Origin of the sequence: Pseudomonas sp. NPDC085632, assembly GCF_044541255.1 — a bacterium.
In the GTDB taxonomy this organism is placed as follows: Bacteria; Pseudomonadota; Gammaproteobacteria; order Pseudomonadales; family Pseudomonadaceae; genus Aquipseudomonas.
On sequence record NZ_JBITSX010000051.1, the window covers coordinates 17,965 to 35,698 of the forward strand.

The 17,734-nt window shown below is 58.9% G+C and carries 19 protein-coding genes; 9 read left to right on the top strand and 10 right to left on the bottom strand.

Translation table 11 applies throughout. The annotated features are described in order from the left end of the window. The first annotated feature begins 459 nt into the window (after window positions 1–459). Window positions 460–1,464: a nucleoid-associated protein YejK gene (gene yejK, locus ACIF4X_RS24340; protein ID WP_397484053.1), complete on the top strand. Its 1,005-nt coding sequence runs from the start codon at window positions 460–462 to the stop codon at window positions 1,462–1,464. Continuing rightward, window positions 1,464–1,814 carry a glutaredoxin family protein gene (locus ACIF4X_RS24345; RefSeq protein WP_034154584.1) on the top strand — a complete coding sequence of 117 codons (351 nt, stop codon included), beginning with the start codon at window positions 1,464–1,466 and terminating at the stop codon, window positions 1,812–1,814. Before yejK ends, ACIF4X_RS24345 begins: the two co-directional genes overlap by 1 nt. A gap of 83 nt (window positions 1,815–1,897) precedes the next feature. Here ACIF4X_RS24345 and ACIF4X_RS24350 read toward each other — a convergent pair whose 3' ends face one another. The 5 genes from ACIF4X_RS24350 to ACIF4X_RS24370 all read right to left on the bottom strand — a co-directional run bounded on the left by ACIF4X_RS24350 (window position 1,898) and on the right by ACIF4X_RS24370 (window position 5,893). After that, window positions 1,898–2,833: a glutathione S-transferase family protein gene (locus ACIF4X_RS24350; protein WP_397484054.1), complete on the bottom strand. Its 936-nt coding sequence runs from the start codon at window positions 2,831–2,833 to the stop codon at window positions 1,898–1,900. A gap of 84 nt (window positions 2,834–2,917) precedes the next feature. Next, complete coding sequence (locus ACIF4X_RS24355; RefSeq protein ID WP_008083651.1) at window positions 2,918–3,220, bottom strand: GIY-YIG nuclease family protein; 303 nt, start codon at window positions 3,218–3,220, stop codon at window positions 2,918–2,920. Window positions 3,221–3,259: 39 nt separating this feature from the next. Beyond that, window positions 3,260–3,730 carry a nuclear transport factor 2 family protein gene (locus ACIF4X_RS24360; RefSeq protein ID WP_397484055.1) on the bottom strand — a complete coding sequence of 157 codons (471 nt, stop codon included), beginning with the start codon at window positions 3,728–3,730 and terminating at the stop codon, window positions 3,260–3,262. A 209-nt stretch (window positions 3,731–3,939) separates the two neighbouring features. Continuing rightward, window positions 3,940–5,244 carry a CynX/NimT family MFS transporter gene (locus tag ACIF4X_RS24365; RefSeq protein WP_397484056.1) on the bottom strand — a complete coding sequence of 435 codons (1,305 nt, stop codon included), beginning with the start codon at window positions 5,242–5,244 and terminating at the stop codon, window positions 3,940–3,942. Further along, the gene (locus ACIF4X_RS24370; protein WP_158959168.1) at window positions 5,234–5,893 is read right to left on the bottom strand and encodes a FadR/GntR family transcriptional regulator; all 660 of its coding nucleotides are present in this window, start codon (window positions 5,891–5,893) and stop codon (window positions 5,234–5,236) included. Before ACIF4X_RS24370 ends, ACIF4X_RS24365 begins: the two co-directional genes overlap by 11 nt. Window positions 5,894–6,059: 166 nt before the next feature. Between ACIF4X_RS24370 and ACIF4X_RS24375 the strand changes: the two genes are divergently transcribed. Together ACIF4X_RS24375 and ACIF4X_RS24380 are read left to right on the top strand one after the other, a co-directional pair. Then, window positions 6,060–6,371: a type II toxin-antitoxin system MqsR family toxin gene (locus ACIF4X_RS24375; protein WP_116029549.1), complete on the top strand. Its 312-nt coding sequence runs from the start codon at window positions 6,060–6,062 to the stop codon at window positions 6,369–6,371. Further along, window positions 6,368–6,853, top strand: a complete 486-nt coding sequence (locus ACIF4X_RS24380; protein WP_397484057.1) for a type II TA system antitoxin MqsA family protein — start codon at window positions 6,368–6,370, stop codon at window positions 6,851–6,853. Before ACIF4X_RS24375 ends, ACIF4X_RS24380 begins: the two co-directional genes overlap by 4 nt. A 52-nt stretch (window positions 6,854–6,905) precedes the next feature. Here ACIF4X_RS24380 and ACIF4X_RS24385 read toward each other — a convergent pair whose 3' ends face one another. The 4 genes from ACIF4X_RS24385 to ACIF4X_RS24400 all read right to left on the bottom strand — a co-directional run bounded on the left by ACIF4X_RS24385 (window position 6,906) and on the right by ACIF4X_RS24400 (window position 11,051). Beyond that, a complete protein-coding gene (locus tag ACIF4X_RS24385; protein WP_008080191.1) occupies window positions 6,906–7,670 on the bottom strand; it encodes an amino acid ABC transporter ATP-binding protein in 765 nt (254 codons plus the stop codon). A gap of 11 nt (window positions 7,671–7,681) precedes the next feature. After that, window positions 7,682–8,761 carry an amino acid ABC transporter permease gene (locus ACIF4X_RS24390; protein WP_397484058.1) on the bottom strand — a complete coding sequence of 360 codons (1,080 nt, stop codon included), beginning with the start codon at window positions 8,759–8,761 and terminating at the stop codon, window positions 7,682–7,684. Between the two features lie 10 nt (window positions 8,762–8,771). Further along, a complete protein-coding gene (locus tag ACIF4X_RS24395; RefSeq protein ID WP_397484059.1) occupies window positions 8,772–9,953 on the bottom strand; it encodes an amino acid ABC transporter permease in 1,182 nt (393 codons plus the stop codon). Window positions 9,954–10,019: 66 nt separating this feature from the next. Next, a complete protein-coding gene (locus tag ACIF4X_RS24400; RefSeq protein WP_007914328.1) occupies window positions 10,020–11,051 on the bottom strand; it encodes an amino acid ABC transporter substrate-binding protein in 1,032 nt (343 codons plus the stop codon). A 468-nt stretch (window positions 11,052–11,519) separates the two neighbouring features. Between ACIF4X_RS24400 and ACIF4X_RS24405 the strand changes: the two genes are divergently transcribed. From ACIF4X_RS24405 to ACIF4X_RS24425, 5 genes are all read left to right on the top strand, one after another. Continuing rightward, window positions 11,520–12,176 carry an alpha/beta hydrolase gene (locus tag ACIF4X_RS24405; protein WP_397484060.1) on the top strand — a complete coding sequence of 219 codons (657 nt, stop codon included), beginning with the start codon at window positions 11,520–11,522 and terminating at the stop codon, window positions 12,174–12,176. A gap of 96 nt (window positions 12,177–12,272) precedes the next feature. Then, window positions 12,273–13,751: an ATP-dependent RNA helicase RhlB gene (gene rhlB / locus ACIF4X_RS24410; RefSeq protein ID WP_397484061.1), complete on the top strand. Its 1,479-nt coding sequence runs from the start codon at window positions 12,273–12,275 to the stop codon at window positions 13,749–13,751. Window positions 13,752–13,887: 136 nt separating this feature from the next. Further along, window positions 13,888–14,832 (top strand): ornithine cyclodeaminase family protein, encoded by a 945-nt coding sequence (locus tag ACIF4X_RS24415; RefSeq protein ID WP_397484062.1) that lies wholly within the window; start codon window positions 13,888–13,890, stop codon window positions 14,830–14,832. A gap of 168 nt (window positions 14,833–15,000) precedes the next feature. Next, window positions 15,001–16,128 carry an NAD(P)/FAD-dependent oxidoreductase gene (locus ACIF4X_RS24420; RefSeq protein ID WP_397484063.1) on the top strand — a complete coding sequence of 376 codons (1,128 nt, stop codon included), beginning with the start codon at window positions 15,001–15,003 and terminating at the stop codon, window positions 16,126–16,128. 93 nt (window positions 16,129–16,221) lie between these two features. After that, a complete protein-coding gene (locus ACIF4X_RS24425; protein WP_397484064.1) occupies window positions 16,222–16,848 on the top strand; it encodes a transcriptional regulator in 627 nt (208 codons plus the stop codon). A gap of 107 nt (window positions 16,849–16,955) precedes the next feature. On the opposite strand, the gene ACIF4X_RS24430 is transcribed toward ACIF4X_RS24425, so the two are convergent. Next, on the bottom strand, window positions 16,956–17,732 hold the full coding sequence (locus ACIF4X_RS24430) for an ABC transporter substrate-binding protein (protein ID WP_397484065.1): 777 nt from the start codon (window positions 17,730–17,732) through the stop codon (window positions 16,956–16,958). Window positions 17,733–17,734 lie beyond the last annotated feature (2 nt).

The following is a 17,734-nucleotide window of genomic DNA, read 5'->3' on the forward strand; positions in this document are numbered from 1 at the left end:
GTTTGACCGGCAGTTCACGCGGAGAGGTCGAGGCGGCGATCAGTTGGTCTTTAGTAAGAGCCATGTAGTGTTCCTTCCCTATCAAATTCATATGGATTGCAGAGTGCAGTGTCAGCCATCGAGCCCGATCTTCTGGATCTGGCACCCTCGGCGATAACCACGACGAGTCGGGTTATAGATACCGAAATCAGGGTTTGGTTCGACCTGACAAATGCTGATTGCACGCTTAACGCAGTGACTTCGCGTAAGACCGGGCAAAACTAGCACAGAGACGGGGAAATATCCGCCTCTAGCTACCCATTTGGTCAGCTTTATTGCTCTAAATCGGTAAAAAACTGCATAAGCGCCAGGGCGCGCCCCGGTTTTGCCCTACAACCCGCGCCAAAACCAGTGGTTGCGGTACACTGGGCGCTTTTTCGGGGGAGCCTGCCCTCCTCCCTTCCAACAGCCGAGAAGCCCATGCCGATCCGTCATTGCATCGTCCACCTGATCGACAAAAAACCCGACGGCACGCCCGCAGTTCTGCACGCCCGTGACACGGAGCTCGCCGAGTCTGCAGCCATCGAGAACATGCTCGCCGACCTCAACGAGAGCTATAACGCCAAACAGGGCAAAGCCTGGGGCCTGTTTCATCCGGAATCCGGTGCGTTCCCGTTCAGCGGCTGGTTGAAGGAATACATGGAAGGCGGCAAGGACTTCACCGAGTTCAGCAAAGTCGCGGTCGAGCACCTGCAAAAGCTGATGGAAGAGTCGAACCTGTCCGTCGGCGGCCACGTATTGTTCGCCCACTATCAGCAAGGCATGACCGATTACCTGGCGATCGCCCTGCTGCACCACAGCGAAGGCGTGGCGGTGACCGACGAGCTGGACGTGACCCCGTCGCGCCACCTCGACCTCGGCCAATTGCACCTGGCGGCACGGATCAACGTTTCCGAGTGGCAGAACAACAAGCAGTCCAAGCAGTACATCTCGTTTATCAAGGGCAAGAACGGCAAGAAGGTGTCGGAATACTTCCGCGACTTTATCGGCTGCCAGGAAGGCGTCGACGGCCCGGGCGAGACACGCACCCTGCTCAAGGCCTTCAGTGACTTCGTCGAGAGCGAAGACCTGCCGGAAGACTCCGCCCGCGAGAAGACCAAAACCCTGGTCGATTACGCCAGCAGTCAAGCCAAACTCGGCGAGCCGATGGGTCTGGAAGAACTGTCCGAGCTGATCGACGAAGAACGCCCGAAAGCCTTCTACGATCACATTCGCAACAAGGACTACGGCCTGTCGCCGGAAATTCCGGCGGACAAACGCACCCTCAACCAGTTCCGCCGCTTCACCGGCCGCGCCGAAGGCCTGTCGATCAGCTTCGAAGCGCACCTGCTGGGTTCGAAGATCGAGTATGACGAAGAGGCTGGCACCCTGGTGATCAAAGGCTTGCCGACGTCGCTGACCGATCAGCTGAAGCGCCGTAACTGATGCTCGGCAATGTGCTGAAGAAGGTCGCACTGGTTCTGCTGGTGGTCGTGGTTTATCAGAACTGGGGCAAGATCGAGCGGGTGTTCAACCCGTCGCAGATGGTTGCCGAGCAGACGCGCGCGCAAGCCAACGTCGTGCTGTATGCCACCGACTGGTGCGGCTACTGCAAGCAGACCAAGCGCTTTCTCGACAGCAAGGGGATTCCCTTCAAGGAGTTCGATATCGAGAAGGATGCCGAGGCGCGCAAGGCGTATGAGGCATTGGGTGGACGCGGGATTCCGTTGATTGACGTCAACGGCACGTTGATTCGCGGGTTTGACCCGGACGAAATCCTCGCCGCTCTGAAATAGCAGCAAGATCAAAAGATCGCAGCCTGCGGCAGCTCCTACATGAGATTTGTGTAGGAGTTGCCGCAGGCTGCGATCTTTTGCTTTTATCTGGCTTCGATGCGGAAACCGAAACGCGGGAAGTGCACATGCACCACACCGCCGCGCTCGTCTTCACGACGAATGATCAACTCTTCACTGCCAGCAAACAGCAACTCACCCACCACCGGATCAACCCCGTAATCCGTCGCCGAGATTGCCACCTGCTGGCCAGCCTTGAAGCCATTAGGTTCAACAAACTGCTCATCCGGCAATGCCGCCGGTGTCGCGTTGCGTGCAACCTCAAGCGCCTCCTCGGAGGTCATCGCACTCGCCGCGCCATGGCCAAAGCCCAGCACTCGACCCAACCAGGCCGCAACAGCCGGATACTCATCCACCAGCGGCGCCGTCACATGCGTCGCCTTGAGGAACCACAGCGGATGCGCCAATGCGAAGTCAGCAATCGACGGTTCGCCGAACAGAAAGTCGCCTTGCTCGCGCTGCAACTGCTGCTCCAGACGCGCCATGATCGTCGGCCACTGATGCTTGGCTTGTTCGGCAGACAAACGCGTGGCGCTGCCACCACTGAACAAACCGGCGCGGTCGGCAATAAACGCTTTGATCGCTTCCGGCGGCAACTTGGCAAAACGCACGGCCACAGATTCCGGCTGGAACACCAGACTCACCGCATGCTGGAACACTACCGAGTCAGCCCAAGTGGCGAAACTGGCGGTGGTGAACTCCTGACCCTCGGGGAAGAACGCTGGCAAAGCCTTCTCTTGCTCGAGACGACGAGCGATCAACGACGTGTCGCAATAGATGTCAGCGCCAATCTGCAACACCGGGGTTTTGCGATAGCCGCCGGTCAGGGCGGTCAGATCCGGTTTCGGCATCACCGGCGAGATATGCACCGAGCGCCACGACAAGCCTTTGAAGCCCAGCAGCAGGCGGGCCTTCTCGGCAAATGGAGAGGTCGGGTAATGATGGAGAATCAACTCGGACATGCTCGGCTCCGCCGCTCAGATAGTGAGCCAGCAGCTTAGCGTGCATTTGCTTAGCAGCCTACAGATCTGCCTGATGGGAACTAATCAGTCAGATTGATAAGACGCGACCAGGCATTCCTTCGCGCTCTTTCTGAGTTTTTTGATCAAACGCTCTTGCCGCAACGCATCGCTCTTGTCGCGGCACAGCTCGGTATAAACCAGTGCCATCGCCGGGCTGGATAGGAAGAACCGTGCGCCTTTGCCGCTTTGATGCTTGGCGAAGCGACGCACTGGATCGTCGCTGATCCCGCAGTACAACGAACCATTGGCGGCGCGAACGAGGTAGACGAACCAGGACTTGCTCACCGGTTCGGCCACATCGACAGATTTTTCGCTAAGGCTGGTCACTTCGGGATCAAGACGTGTAGGAAACAGGCGGCGATCTTATCAGCGACCGGCCTGAAATACCTTCAGTCCCTTCAATGCCTGAGCGCGTACGGCGTTGCGCACCAGCGGTGTCCAGCCCAGCAGCAGGCCTTTGAAACCCAGCGCCTGACGCGACCAGCGCCACAGATCAAAATGATCGTGATGCTCGCAGATCTTGCCGTCACGGAAGACGAAACGTGCCTGGATATCGTTGATCACGACGTTGCCGGTCTGGCTGAACAAGTAAGTCGCCACCCAATGCGCGCCGCCGCCGCGCTCATCGGCGCGAACGTTGTCGAAGGTCAGCGAGAAATCCTTGGCGCGGGTGGTGAGCATGCGCCACATGTCGCCGGCATCGCGCCCGCGCAGTTCGCCGAAGGCTGGGTCGCTGAACACTACGTCATCGGTGTAGCAGGCGGCCATGGCTTCGGCATCCAGGCGCTGGAAGGCCTGGTAGAAGCGGGTGATCAACGCGGCGTGAGCTTCGCTCATGGGCAATCTCCAAAATAGGTACAGATTGCCAGCACGATAATCTGCAATGCGCAGAAACACTATCGGCATTCGCAAACCGAATACCTGCAGCACGCAAAACCAATGTGGGAGCGAGCCTGCTCGCGAAAGCGGCGTGTCAGTCGACACAGATATTGAATGTAAAATCGCCTTCGCGAGCAGGCTCGCTCCCACATTTAAAATCAGTGCATTCAGATTTTTTCGCTTTGCACTTGCACGTACAGTGCACGTCCGGCCCCGAGGCCAGCAATGATCGCGCCGGTGCCAATGATGCCAAAGATCCAGCCCACGGCATTCCATCCGCCGGTCCAGTCATGCACCACGCCGACCGCGAACGGCCCCATGGACGCCAGCGTGTAGCCGAAGCCTTGAGACATGCTCGACAGGTTCGCCGCGACATGGGAATCGCGCGAACGCAGTACGATCAACGTCAACGCCAGACTGAACGTACCGCCCTGCCCCAGACCCAGCAGAATCGCCCAGCCCCACAGGCCTTCGATCGGTGCATACAGGCAACCGAACAGACCGCCGAGGGTCAGCGCCATCACTACCACGATCGCCAGACGTTGATCCTTGCCACGGGTCGCCAGCCACGGTGCGGCCAAGGAACTCGCGAGCTGGATGATCACCGACCCGGACAACACCAGACCGGCCTGGGTTGGCGTCAGCCCACGACCAATCAGGATTGACGGCAACCAACCGAACACAATGTAGGCCAGTGACGATTGCAGGCCCATGTACAAGGTCACCTGCCAGGCCAGCGGATCACGCAGCAGACCGCGCACGCGATAGGCAACATTGTGAGCGCCGTGTTTCTGCCCGACTTGCGGCAGCCAGAAGACGGCGGCGACCAGCGCCGGTATCACCCAGAACCCCAGGCCCATCGCCCAGCTGTGACCGAAGTGCTCACTCAACGGCACACTGGAACCGGCCGCCATCGCCGCGCCCAGGCACAGCGCCATGGTGTAGACGCCGGTCATGGTGCCGGCATGTTTGGCGAAGTCGCGCTTTACGATGCCCGGCAGCAGAACACCGATGATGCCGATGCTCGCGCCGCCCAATACACTGCCGGCGAACAGGCCGATTTCACCGAAGTTGCTGCGCAAGATAATCCCGCCGGCCAGCGTCAGCAGAATCCCGAGTACCACCCGTTCAGCACCAAAACGTCGCGCAAGAATCGGTGCCAGTGGGGCGAACAAACCGAGGCAGAGCACTGGCAAAGTGGTCAGCAGACCGGCCTGCGCCGCCGACAAACCGAGGTTTTTCGACACGTCGCCGAGCAACGGCGCCATGCTCGACAGGGCCGGGCGCAAGTTCAGCGCGACCAGAATCAAGCCCAGCAGCAACAACCATGGCCGGCGTACCAGCGGATGGCTTTGTTGGACTTGCTCGTCATCAGCCTCGGCATCGATCAGCAGTTCTTCAAGCTCTGCTGTGCGCTTGGGGGTTGTGGATATCTCACTGCGGGGCATGGATTTCTCGGTTTCAAGGTTCATTGATCAACTGCCTCGACAAGGCTTTGGCCCGTTCCGGGTCGCGTTGTTCGACCGCATCGAGCAACTCGATGTGCAGGTCGAACACTTCTTGACGGCGCGGGACGATGTTCAGGGTCTGGCGCAATTGCGCGCCGACGATGCTGGAGAAATAGCGGTACAGCTCGCTGAGGGTCGGGTTGTGCGCGGCGTCGACCAAACGGCGGTGGAACACCAGATCGCAGGCGATGTAGGTGTCGAGGTCGCCGTGATAGTGACTGCCACTGGTGCCGAGCGCCTCGCGCAGTGCGGCAAGGTCTTCGTCGGTGCGGCGCAACGCTGCCAGCCCGATCGCCTCGACTTCGAGGATGTGCCGGGTTTCCCGTGCCTGCTCCAGCGAGCATTGCGATAGCGCTTTCAGGGTATCCATCGGATCGACCACCGCGCGCAAGTAACTGCCATCGCCCTGACGAATCTCGATCAACCCGGAAAATGCCAGCACGCGCATGGCTTCGCGCACGGTGTTGCGGCTGATGCCCAGCTCGGCGCAAAGCTCGGGTTCGGTCGGCAAACGCTCGCCAACCTGCCAGGCACCGCTGTTGATGCGCTGACGCAGCTGATCCAAGGCCTGATCGACCAAAGATCGCTTAATGAGTGGAGAAATGTCTGACATAGGATTCGCCCTTTCATCCAATCATAGGATGAATTCTCTGACATGTTAGTCAGACCCGTGTAGGACGGCAACCACCTAGGGTCAATCGGAGACACATGGAGCGGCATTTTCGATTGGTCAAAATTACCCTTTAAGGGTAATTTCAGGGACAGGGTTTTAGTTTCTTATGGAAAAGAACACACCCCATTACGACTTGGCGGTGATCAAGGCGGATGTCAGGCGACTTGGCTGGAGGGCTTTCACGCACACGGCAAGAAAAACGGGCACTGCACTCAAACTCACTCTCGAAGAGATGCAAGAAATCGTTCTCAAGCTGCAGCGCAGCATGTTGTACAAGTCGATGACGACTTATGACGATCACCGTATTTGGCAAGACGTCTATCACATCCAATCACATGGTTTGGAGATTTACATCAAGGTGTCATATCACTACGACAGGCGCCCACCCGTGATCTCTTTCAAGGAGAACCATTCATGAATACGCAGCAGTGTGTCAGTTGCGGCGCTCCGGAAGGCATGGTGCATTTCAAGGGTCGAGGCGAAACCGTGAGCGCCCAGGGAATGGAGCGTCGGATCGACGATTTGTCGGGCTGGGAGTGCCAGAAGTGCGGTGAGGTCGAATTGGACGATGAGTGCGGGCAGCGGTATTCCGACGCATGCGATGAACTCGTTATCGCCTGTAGAAAAATGGTAGGTGACGAAATGAAAAAGATCCGTCGCAAATTGCACCTGACGCAAAAGGAAACGGTGCAATTGCTTTCAGGGGGCGGGCACAACGCATTTTCACGATACGAGCGCGGCGAGGTACTTCCGCCGAAAGCGTTGATGCTGCTTATGCGTCTGCTGGATCGCTATCCACACTTGCTTGCCGACGCGAGAGTCTTGGCTGAAGGGGCTGATTTAAGAGGCGCGTTCAAGTTCACTGAGCACAAAGAACAAGAACCTCTCACCGCCTCCTGACCCACAAAAAACAAACCCGGCACAAGGCCGGGTTTGTTTTACTCACAAACCATCAATGCAAAATCTGACTCAAGAACAACTTCGTCCGCTCATTCTGCGGATTATCGAAGAAGTCATTCGGCGCAGCCTGCTCAACGATCTCACCCTTGTCCATGAAGATCACACGGTTGGCCACGGTGCGGGCAAAGCCCATTTCGTGGGTCACGCAAAGCATGGTCATGCCGTCTTCAGCCAGACCGATCATGGTGTCCAGAACCTCTTTCACCATCTCCGGATCGAGCGCTGAAGTCGGTTCATCGAACAGCATGATTTTCGGCTTCATGCACAGGGCGCGGGCAATCGCCACACGCTGCTGCTGACCACCGGACAGTTGCCCCGGGAATTTATGCGCCTGCTCCGGAATGCGTACGCGCTCCAGGTAATGCATGGCGATTTCCTCGGCCTTGCGCTTGGGCATCTTGCGGACCCACATTGGCGCCAGGGTGCAGTTCTGCAGAATGGTCAGGTGCGGGAACAGGTTGAAGTGCTGGAACACCATGCCGACTTCACGGCGGATCGCTTCGATCTGCTTGAGGTCGTTGGTCAGTTCCACGCCATCGACGACGATGCGGCCCTGCTGGTGTTCTTCCAGACGATTGAGGCAACGGATCGTCGTCGATTTGCCGGAACCCGACGGGCCGCAGAGGACGATACGTTCGCCCTGTTTGACGTTGAGGTTGATGTCTTTCAGCACGTGGAACTGGCCGTACCACTTGTTGACGCCCTGCATCTGAATAATGCCTTCAGGACCTACAGGCTTTTTGATTGCTTCACTCATTTACAGAACTCCTAACGCTTGTGGCCAGTGTCGAGCTTGCGTTCCAGATGCATGGAATAGCGCGACATACCAAAACAGAAAATCCAGAACACCAGGGCGGCGAACACGTAGCCTTCGGTGGCCATGCCCAGCCATTTCGGATCGGCAGCGGCTTGCTTGACGCTGTTGAGCAGGTCAAAGAGGCCGATGATGATCACCAGACTGGTGTCCTTGAACAGCGCAATGAAGGTGTTGACGATGCCGGGGATTACCAGCTTCAGGGCTTGCGGCAGAATCACCAGGCCCATCGACCGCCAGTAACCGAGGCCCATCGCCGCAGCCGCTTCGTACTGACCTTTGGGGATCGCTTGCAGACCGCCGCGCACCACTTCGGCAACGTAGGCCGACTGGAACAGGATCACGCCGATCAGCGCCCGCAGCAGCTTGTCGAAGTTCATGCCTTGAGGGAGGCACTGCGGCCGCAGCACCGCGGACCAGACAGGCACGCCGCGCCAGAACTCGATGAAGGTCACGCAGACCACACGAATCGCCGGCATGTTCGAACGACGGCCCAGCGCCAGCACAATCCCCAGCGGCAAGGCACCGGCGATGCCGACAGTGGCGATGACCAGGGTCAGCATCAGGCCGCCCCACTGGCTGGTCGCCACGTTGGTCAGGCCGAAACCGCCGTGCAGCAAGATGTAGGCAATGATCGGGTACAGCACCAGGAAGCTCAGCCCGTACACCGCTTTATGCGCAAAGCGCGAGATGAACAGGGGCGCCACGCCGATCACCGCCAGCCACACGGTCAGGTCGACGCGCCAGCGCAGTTCGGGCGGGTAGTAGCCGTACATGAACTGGCCGAAACGCTGCTGAATGAACACCCAGCAGGCGCCGTCCTTGGTGCAATCGGCGCGGGTGGTGCCGACCCAGTTGGCATCAATGATTGCCCAACTGAGGATCGGTGGCACCACCAGGTAGATCAGGTAGAACGCAAACAGCGTCAGCAGGGTGTTGAGCCAGCTGGAGAACATGTTCGCGCGCATCCACGCCACGACGCCGATGCTGCTGTTCGGTGGGGGCATGTCAGGTTTGAAAGTATGAGTACTCATGCGCTTTTCCTTACCGCTCGATCAGCGCAATGCGCTTGTTGTACCAGTTCATCAGCAGGGAAATGCTGATACTGATCGCCAGGTACACGCTCATGGTGATGGCAATCACTTCAATCGCCTGACCGGTCTGGTTGAGCACGGTGCCGGCAAACAGCGAAACCATTTCCGGGTAACCGATACCGGCCGCGAGCGAAGAGTTTTTCGCCAGGTTGAGGTATTGGCTGGTCAACGGCGGAATGATCACGCGCAGGGCTTGCGGAATGATCACCTTGCGCAGGGTCGGGCCGTTGCGCAGGCCAAGCGAACGCGCCGCTTCAGTCTGGCCATGGCTGACCGACTTGATCCCCGAACGCACGATCTCGGCGATGAACGCCGCGGTGTACACGGTCAGGGCCAGGGTCAAGGCGAGCAGTTCCGGGATCAGCACCCAGCCGCCGACAAAGTTGAAGCCGGAAAGCTTCGGCATTTCCCAGTGCAGCGGAGCGCCGAAGATCAGTGCGCACAAGGTCGGGATCACCAGTAGAATCGCCAGTCCGACCCAGAACTTGTGGAACGGAACGCCGGTTGCTTCGAAGCGCTTGTTGGCCCAGCGGCACATCAGCACGATGCCGACGATGGCCACCACAATGCTGATCACAAACGCCCAGAAACCGTCGGCGGCCAGCGCGGCCGGCATGTTCAGGCCACGGCTGCTGACGAAGAAGGTGTCGCCGAAGTTATGACTGTTACGTGGCCCCGGCATGGTCAGGAACACCGCGAAGTACCAGAACAGGATTTGCAGCAGCGGCGGAATGTTGCGGAACACTTCCACATACACCGTCGCCAGTTTGCTGATGATCCAGTTCTGCGACAGCCGTGCCACACCGATGATGAAGCCGAGAATCGTCGCCAGAATCACGCCGATCACGGTCACCAACAGGGTATTGAGAAGACCGATGACGAAGACGCGGGCATAGCTGTCCGCTTCGGTGTAGTCGATCAGGTGTTGAGCGATGCCGAACCCGGCACTGCGCTCCAGAAAGCCGAAACCGGAGGTAATGCCCCGGTGCTGAAGGTTGGTTTGGGTGTTGTCGAACAAGTACCAGCCCAGCGAGACCACCGCCACAACAGTGATGATCTGGAATAGCCACGCACGCACTCGTGGATCGCTGAGGCTGAGCCTCTGCTTTGGTGCGCCGATTGAATTTTGCATGAAGTGCCCCGGAAAAAATGGAACAAGAACATCACCCGGCGGTTGGCCCGCCGGGTGATAGAACCATTAGCGCACTGGTGGTGCGTACTGAATGCCGCCGTTGTTCCACAGGGCGTTCAAACCGCGGTCGATTTCCAGCGGAGTGCTCTTGCCGAGGTTTTTCTCGAAGATTTCGCCGTAGTTGCCGACTTGTTTAACGATCTGCACAACCCAGTCTTTCGGCAGTTTCAGGTCTTTGCCGTACTCGCCGTCAGCGCCGAGCATACGGGCGACGTCCGGGTTCTTGGTCGACTTGGCTTCAGCTTCGACGTTCTTCGACGTGATGCCGGCTTCTTCGGTATTGAGCAGCGCGTAGCCAACCCAACGCACGATGGCCAGCCACTCGTCGTCGCCGTTACGCACGACCGGGCCCAGTGGTTCTTTGGAAATGGTTTCCGGCAGAACCACGTAGTCCTTCGGCGATGCCAGCTTGGAGCGCTGGGCAAACAGTTGGGACTTGTCGGAGGTCAGCACGTCGCAACGACCGGATTCGAGCGATTTGGCGCTTTCATCGGAGGTGTCGAAAGTGATCGGGGTGTATTTCAGACCGTTGCCGCGGAAGTAGTCGGAAACGTTCAGCTCGGTGGTGGTACCGGCCTGGATGCAGATGGTTGCACCGTCCAGCTCTTTGGCACTCTTCACGCCCAGCTTGTTGTTAACCAGAAAGCCGATACCGTCGTAGTAGGTAATGAAGCCCGGGAATTTCAGGCCCATGCCCGCGTCACGCGAACTGGTCATGGTGGTGTTGCGCGACAGGATGTCGATCTCGCCCGATTGCAGCGCGGTGAAGCGCTCCTTGGCGTTCAACTGACTGAATTTGACCTTGGTCGCGTCGCCGAATACGGCAGCGGCCACAGCGCGGCAGACGTCAGCGTCGATCCCGAGGATCTTGCCGGTAGCGTCCGGAACCGAGAAGCCCGGCAGACCGTCGCTCACGCCACACTGCACGAAACCTTTCTTCTGCACTGCATCCAGGGTTGCACCCGCCTGAGCGAACCCGCTGACACCGAGTACTGTTGCTGCAGTCACGATCGCCAGGGTGGATTTCAACATCTTCATTCAAACCTCCAGTTTTGCTCTTGTTGTGTCGGAGCTTGAGTCCAGTCGCACCCTTTTGAGGCGTTGTTGACCCGTGTTGGCTTTTTTTGGGGTCAACCGACGTAAGACCTTCGCTATGAGTCTAGTAGGAGAAAATCCACATCATGGACAACTCACTTCTCACCAATCGGCCGAACGGGCTGTAGCCCTTTCACGTTCGCTAAGCCCGTAGCGGCCATTGGCGAACATCCATCACCGGATTCTTTGCAATCCCCAAGCCTTGGGTACACTGATAGTGTTACCGCCAGGCGCGGGATCGGTTGCACGGTTCAAGTCATAGCAAACCCCGTACCACTCCGGCCGCTGAAGCGTTTGAGCGACAGGTCAATAGCAAAACTTGTAACCTTGCGACATCTTCTTAACGGATCAACCGGACGCGCACTCGAATCACGCACTTAATGAGAGCGCCCGCACATATTTGGAGCAGACATGACCGAGCCCTTGATTCTTCAGCCTGTCAAGCCCGCAGACGCCTGCGTGATCTGGCTGCACGGCCTCGGCGCCGACCGCTACGACTTCTTGCCGGTAGCGGAAGCGTTGCAGGAAAGCCTGCTGAGCACGCGCTTCGTGCTGCCGCAGGCGCCAACTCGTCCAGTGACGATAAATGGCGGATATGCCATGCCGAGCTGGTACGACATTAAAGCCATGAGCCCGGCGCGCGCGATTGACCGTGACGAGCTGGAAGCGTCGGCGGATCGCATCATCGAATTGATCGAAAACGAGCGGAACAGCGGAATAGACGCCTCGCGAATTTTCCTCGCCGGTTTTTCCCAGGGTGGCGCCGTGGTGTTGCACACCGCATTTGTGAAATGGCAGGGGCCGTTGGGCGGTGTGCTGGCATTGTCGACGTATGCGCCGACCTTCAGTGATGAGATGGAACTTTCAGCCAGTCAGCAGCGGATTCCCGCGATATGCCTGCACGGCCAGTTCGATGGCGTGGTGCAGAACTCGATGGGGCGCAGTGCTTATGAGCATTTGGTGAAGCATGGTGTCACCGTGACATGGCAGGAATACCCAATGGAGCACGAAGTGTTACCCGAGGAAATTCGCGACATTGGCGCCTGGTTGAGCGAACGTCTGCGCTGATGACGCCAGCAATGCCTGCCCTTTGATCATCACACTACGCCGCGCCCGTTTCTTGCATTACACTGGCCGGCGTACATTCCTTAACCAATTGATGAGATGACCGTGCTCGAAGCACTCAAGAAAATGTTCGGTAAAAGCGAGGCTGAGCAGCTCGCGCCAGTTCCCAGTGCGCCGTCGCACGCCCCCGGTCATCGCAACGATGCGCCCCAGGCCGACCGCCCCGCTGCTGTAGCAGCACCGAAGCAAGACCCGAAACCCGCTCCGGCCGCGCCAATCGCCGCCGAGCCTGCGCGCAGTGAAGAGCCAAAACCGGCCAGACCGCGCCGCGAACCGAAGCCCAAGGCACCGGTTATTCCGTGGAAACTCGAAGATTTTGTTGTCGAGCCCCAGGAAGGTAAAACCCGCTTCCACGATTTCAAACTTTCACCAGAACTGATGCACGCCATTCAGGATCTGGGTTTCCCTTATTGCACGCCGATCCAGGCGCAGGTGCTGGGCTTCACCCTCGCCGGCAAAGACGCCATTGGCCGCGCGCAAACCGGTACCGGCAAAACCGCCGCGTTCCTGATCTCGATCATCACCCAGCTGCTGCAAACGCCGCCGCCGAAAGAGCGCTACATGGGCGAACCCCGTGCGCTGATCATCGCGCCGACCCGTGAGTTGGTGGTGCAGATCGCCAAGGACGCCGCCGACCTGACCAAGTACACCGGCCTCAACGTCATGACGTTTGTGGGTGGCATGGACTTCGACAAGCAGCTCAAGCACCTCGAAGCCCGCCACTGCGACATCCTCGTCGCCACCCCGGGTCGTCTGCTCGACTTCAACCAGCGTGGCGACGTGCACCTGGACATGGTCGAAGTGATGGTGCTGGACGAAGCCGACCGCATGCTCGACATGGGTTTCATTCCGCAAGTACGCCAGATCATTCGCCAGACCCCGCCGAAGTCCGAGCGCCAGACCCTGCTGTTCTCCGCGACCTTCACTGAAGACGTGATGAACCTCGCCAAGCAGTGGACGACCGACCCGTCGATCGTCGAAATCGAAATCACCAACGTCGCCAACGAAAACGTCGAGCAACACATCTACGCCGTGGCCGGTGCCGACAAGTACAAACTGCTCTACAACCTGGTCAACGATAATGGCTGGGAGCGGGTGATGGTCTTCGCCAACCGCAAGGACGAAGTGCGCCGTATCGAAGAGCGCCTGGTGCGCGACGGTGTGAACGCTGCGCAGTTGTCCGGCGACGTGCCGCAACACAAACGCATCAAGACCCTCGAAGGTTTCCGCGAGGGCAAGATTCGCGTGCTCGTCGCTACCGATGTGGCCGGTCGCGGCATTCACATCGACGGCATCAGCCACGTGATCAACTTCACCCTGCCGGAAGTCCCGGACGACTACGTGCACCGCATTGGCCGTACCGGTCGTGCTGGCGCCGATGGTGTGTCGATCAGCTTCGCCGGTGAGGACGACTCCTATCAATTGCCGTCCATCGAAGAGAAGCTCGGTCGCAAGATCAGCTGCGAAACGCCGCCGACGCATCTGTTGCGAGCGGTCGAGCGCAAGCGTCCGCAGTAAGCGACACTTAAAAGAAAAGCGCAGCCGGCAACGGACTGCGCTTTTTTTTCGTCCGACATTTCATCAGGCGCTTGCGAGAGACAACTAAAAGTCCATAATAGACAAAACAGTTTATATTGAGCCCCCGGAGCCTGACATGTCCAGTACGCCCTACGTGATCGATCAGCATCAGGCCCGCGAGCTACTGGCGCGCATTGATGTGCCGCAGATCCTGCGCAAGTTGTTTCGCGATCTCGCTGTCGGACACGCCGTGCAACCAGCCCAGCAACTGGTGGAGTTCCCCCAAGGCGCCGGCGACTTCATCAATTATCTGGGTGTACTGGCTGAAGACGGCGTGTACGGTGTGAAGACCTCGCCCTACATCGTTCGTGAGCAAGGCCCGCTGGTGACGGCGTGGACCCTGTTGATGTCGATGAAAACCGGTCAACCACTGCTGCTCTGTGATGCCGCTGAACTGACCACCGCGCGTACTGCCGCAACCACAGCCGTAGCGGTCGACGTCCTCGCGCCGCTGAATGCCACGCGACTGGCGATCATTGGCAGCGGCAAGGTTGCCCAGGCGCATCTGCATTACGTGAAGTCGCTGCGTGACTGGCAGAGCATCAGCCTGTATTCGCCAAGCCTGTCCGCCGACGCCCAAACTCAATCACTGTTGAAAGCCATTACGCCCAATCTGAAGATCGCTGACAGCCGTGAAGCGGCCACCGCCGAAGCCGACGTGATCATGCTCTGCACGTCGTCCGCCGGCCCGGTGATCGATCCTGCCACATTGAGCAAACCGGCGCTGATCACCTCGATCAGCACCAACGCCCCACGCGCCCACGAAGTGCCGCCGCAGAGCCTCAACGCCATGCAGGTGTTCTGCGACTATCGTCTGACCACGCCGGGTTCGGCGGGTGAGATGTTGATCGCGACAGAACAGCATGGCTGGAGCAAGGATTTGATCATCGCTGACCTCGCTGACCTGCTCAGCGAAAAAGTCCAGCGCCCGGATTACGACTGTCACGTGTTCTTCCGTTCAATCGGCCTGGGCCTGGAAGACATCGCCCTCGCCAATGCGGTTTACCACTTAACCCACTAACACCACATATCCCTGTAGGAGCTGCCGAAAGGCTGCGATCTTTTGATCTTGATCTTAAAAACCAGATCAAAAGATCGCAGCCTTCGGCTGCTCCTACAGGGATCGCATTTCAATGGGGAGTTGCCAACGGCAGATCCCCAGAGAGCCTCGATAGCTTTGGAGTTTTTCATGAGCCAGGCAGATTTCATCATCATCGGCGGCGGAATTGCCGGCGCTTCCACCGGTTTCTGGCTGTCGCCGCACGGCAAAGTGATCGTGCTCGAACGTGAATCCCACCCGGCCTATCACTCCACCGGGCGCTCCGCCGCGCTGTTCACCGCCGCGTACGGTACGCCGCAAGTGCGTGCACTGACGCAGGCCAGCCGGGCGTTCTTCGACAATCCGCCAAGCGGTTTCTGCGAACACCCATTGCTGACCCCGCGCGGCGAAATGACCGTGGACTTCACCGGTGACGCCGCCGAACTCAATAACCAATACCTCAGCGCCAAAGCCACCGTACCGGAGATGCAACTGCTCAGCGCCGACGAAGCCTGTGCGCGACTGCCGATCCTGCGTCGGGAAAAAGTCCACGGCGCGATCTACGATCCGAGCGCAAGCGACATCGACACCGACGCCTTGCATCAGGGCTACCTGCGCGGCATCCGTCGCAATAACGGCGAAGTGCATACCGATTGCGAAGTGCTCGGCCTCAGCCGCGATGCCGAAGGCCACTGGCACGTGCAGACCAACGGCCAGACCTTTAGCGCACCCGTGATCATCAACGCCGCCGGGGCCTGGGCCGACAAGATCGGTGCACTGGCCGGCGCCAGGCCGCTGGGCCTGCAACCGAAACGTCGTGCCGCGTTCATCTTCGCCGGCCCCGAAGGCGTCGACATTCATCACTGGCCGATGCTGGTCAGCCTCGACGAATCCTTCTATATGAAGCCTGACGCTGGCATGTTTCTCGGCTCGCCGGCCAACGCCGATCCGGTCGAACCCCACGACGTGCAGCCGGAAGAACTGGACATCGCCATGGGCATTTATCAGATCGAAGAAGCCACCACGCTGACCATCCGCCGTCCGACCCGCACATGGGCCGGGCTGCGCAGTTTCGTTGCCGACGGGGATTTGCTCAGTGGTTTTGATCAACAGGTGCCAGGGCTGTTCTGGGTCGCGGCGCAGGGCGGCTACGGCATTCAGACTTCGCCAGCGATGGGCCAGGCCAGCGCTGCACTGGTGCGCGGCGAGCCTTTGCCCGAGCACTTGCGCAACTTCGGCCTGAGCAGCGCCATGCTCTCCCCTGCCCGCCTCGCCTGATCGTCCCCCCGGATGACGCGCCCAACGGATTGCGGCACACTCGCAACGCCTCCTGATCACGGAGGCGTTGACGCTGCCTGGAGCTCCACTGTCATGACCGCCCCTGAACTCGACCCGGCGCTGGATAACTTCCGCGCCATCGCCGATGCCATCGCCACGCTGTTCTTTCCGCACGCCGAAGTGGTGCTGCACGACCTGCGCACGCAGAAGGTCGACTACATCGCCAACAACCTGTCCAAGCGCGAGATCGGCGACGACTCGTCACTGGAAGACATGCTCAGCGAGGATGTCAGCGACCGCAATATCGGCCCGTACGAAAAGCTTAACTGGGACGGACAGAAGATTCGCAGTTTGAGCAGCGTCCTGCGCGACAGCGAGGGTTTGCCGCTGGCAGTGCTGTGCATCAATCTGAATATTTCGCTGTTCGAGAATGCCAAGGCGGCGCTGGACCTGTTCCTGTCGCCGAGCAAACTGATCCCGCAACCGGATTCATTGTTTCGCGATGACTGGCAGGAACGTATCAACACCTTCCTGCACGCCTGGCTGCGTGAACGACAATTGAGCCTGAATGTGCTGACCCGCGATCACAAACGTGAGCTGGTGCTGGCGCTGCACGCCGAGGGCGCGTTCAAGGGCAAGAGCGCTTCGAACTACGTGGCCAATGTGCTGAACATGGGACGGGCGACGGTGTACAAGCATTTGAAGGAATTGAAGGGCTAGAGATTTACGGTGATTGATCCGGCCCCATCGCTGGCAAGCCAGCTCCCACAAGGATTTGCGGTGTACACAAAACCTGTGGGAGCTGGCTTGCCAGCGATGACGGACGATCAATCGCCGTAGATGTCGGACTTGAAATACTTCTCGGAAATCTTCTGGTACTCGCCATTCGCACGAATACCATCAATCGCGCCATTCAACTGGCTGACCAATTCAGTATTACCCTTGCGCACCGCAATCCCCGCGCCCTCGCCCACGTACTTCGGATCCTTCAACTCAGGCCCGACAAACGCATAACCCTGGCCACGCGGCATCGACAAAAAGTCATTCAGCGGAATGGTGTCGGCAAAGATCGCATCGAGCCGCCCCGCCGCCAGGTCCATGTAGATCTCTTCGTTGTTGCTGTAGCGCTTGACGTTGATGCCTTTGGGTTCGAATACCTCAGTGGCATAACGATCAGTGGTGGTCGCACGCTGCACGCCAACGTTCTTGCCCTTGAGGCTGGCGTATTGGTCATCAACGCTGGCGCCTTCTTTCATCACCAGGCGCGACGAGGTGAAATAGTACTTGTGGGTGAAATCCACCGACTTCTTGCGGTCTTCATTGATGGTCATCGACGACAGCGCCATGTCGATCTTCTTCACTTTCAGCGAAGGAATCAGACCGTCGAACTCACCTTCGACCCACACGCACTTGACCTTCATCTGCGCGCACAGGGCGTTGCCGATGTCGTAGTCGAAACCGACGATTTCGCCCTTGTCGGTCTTCGAGGCGAATGGCGGGTAGGCAGCTTCGATGCCGATGCGCAGGGTTTGCTCGGCGGCGAACACGCTGGCGCAGGACAACAGGCTGAGGGCCAGACCGGTGATGAGGGGGAGTTTCTTCATGT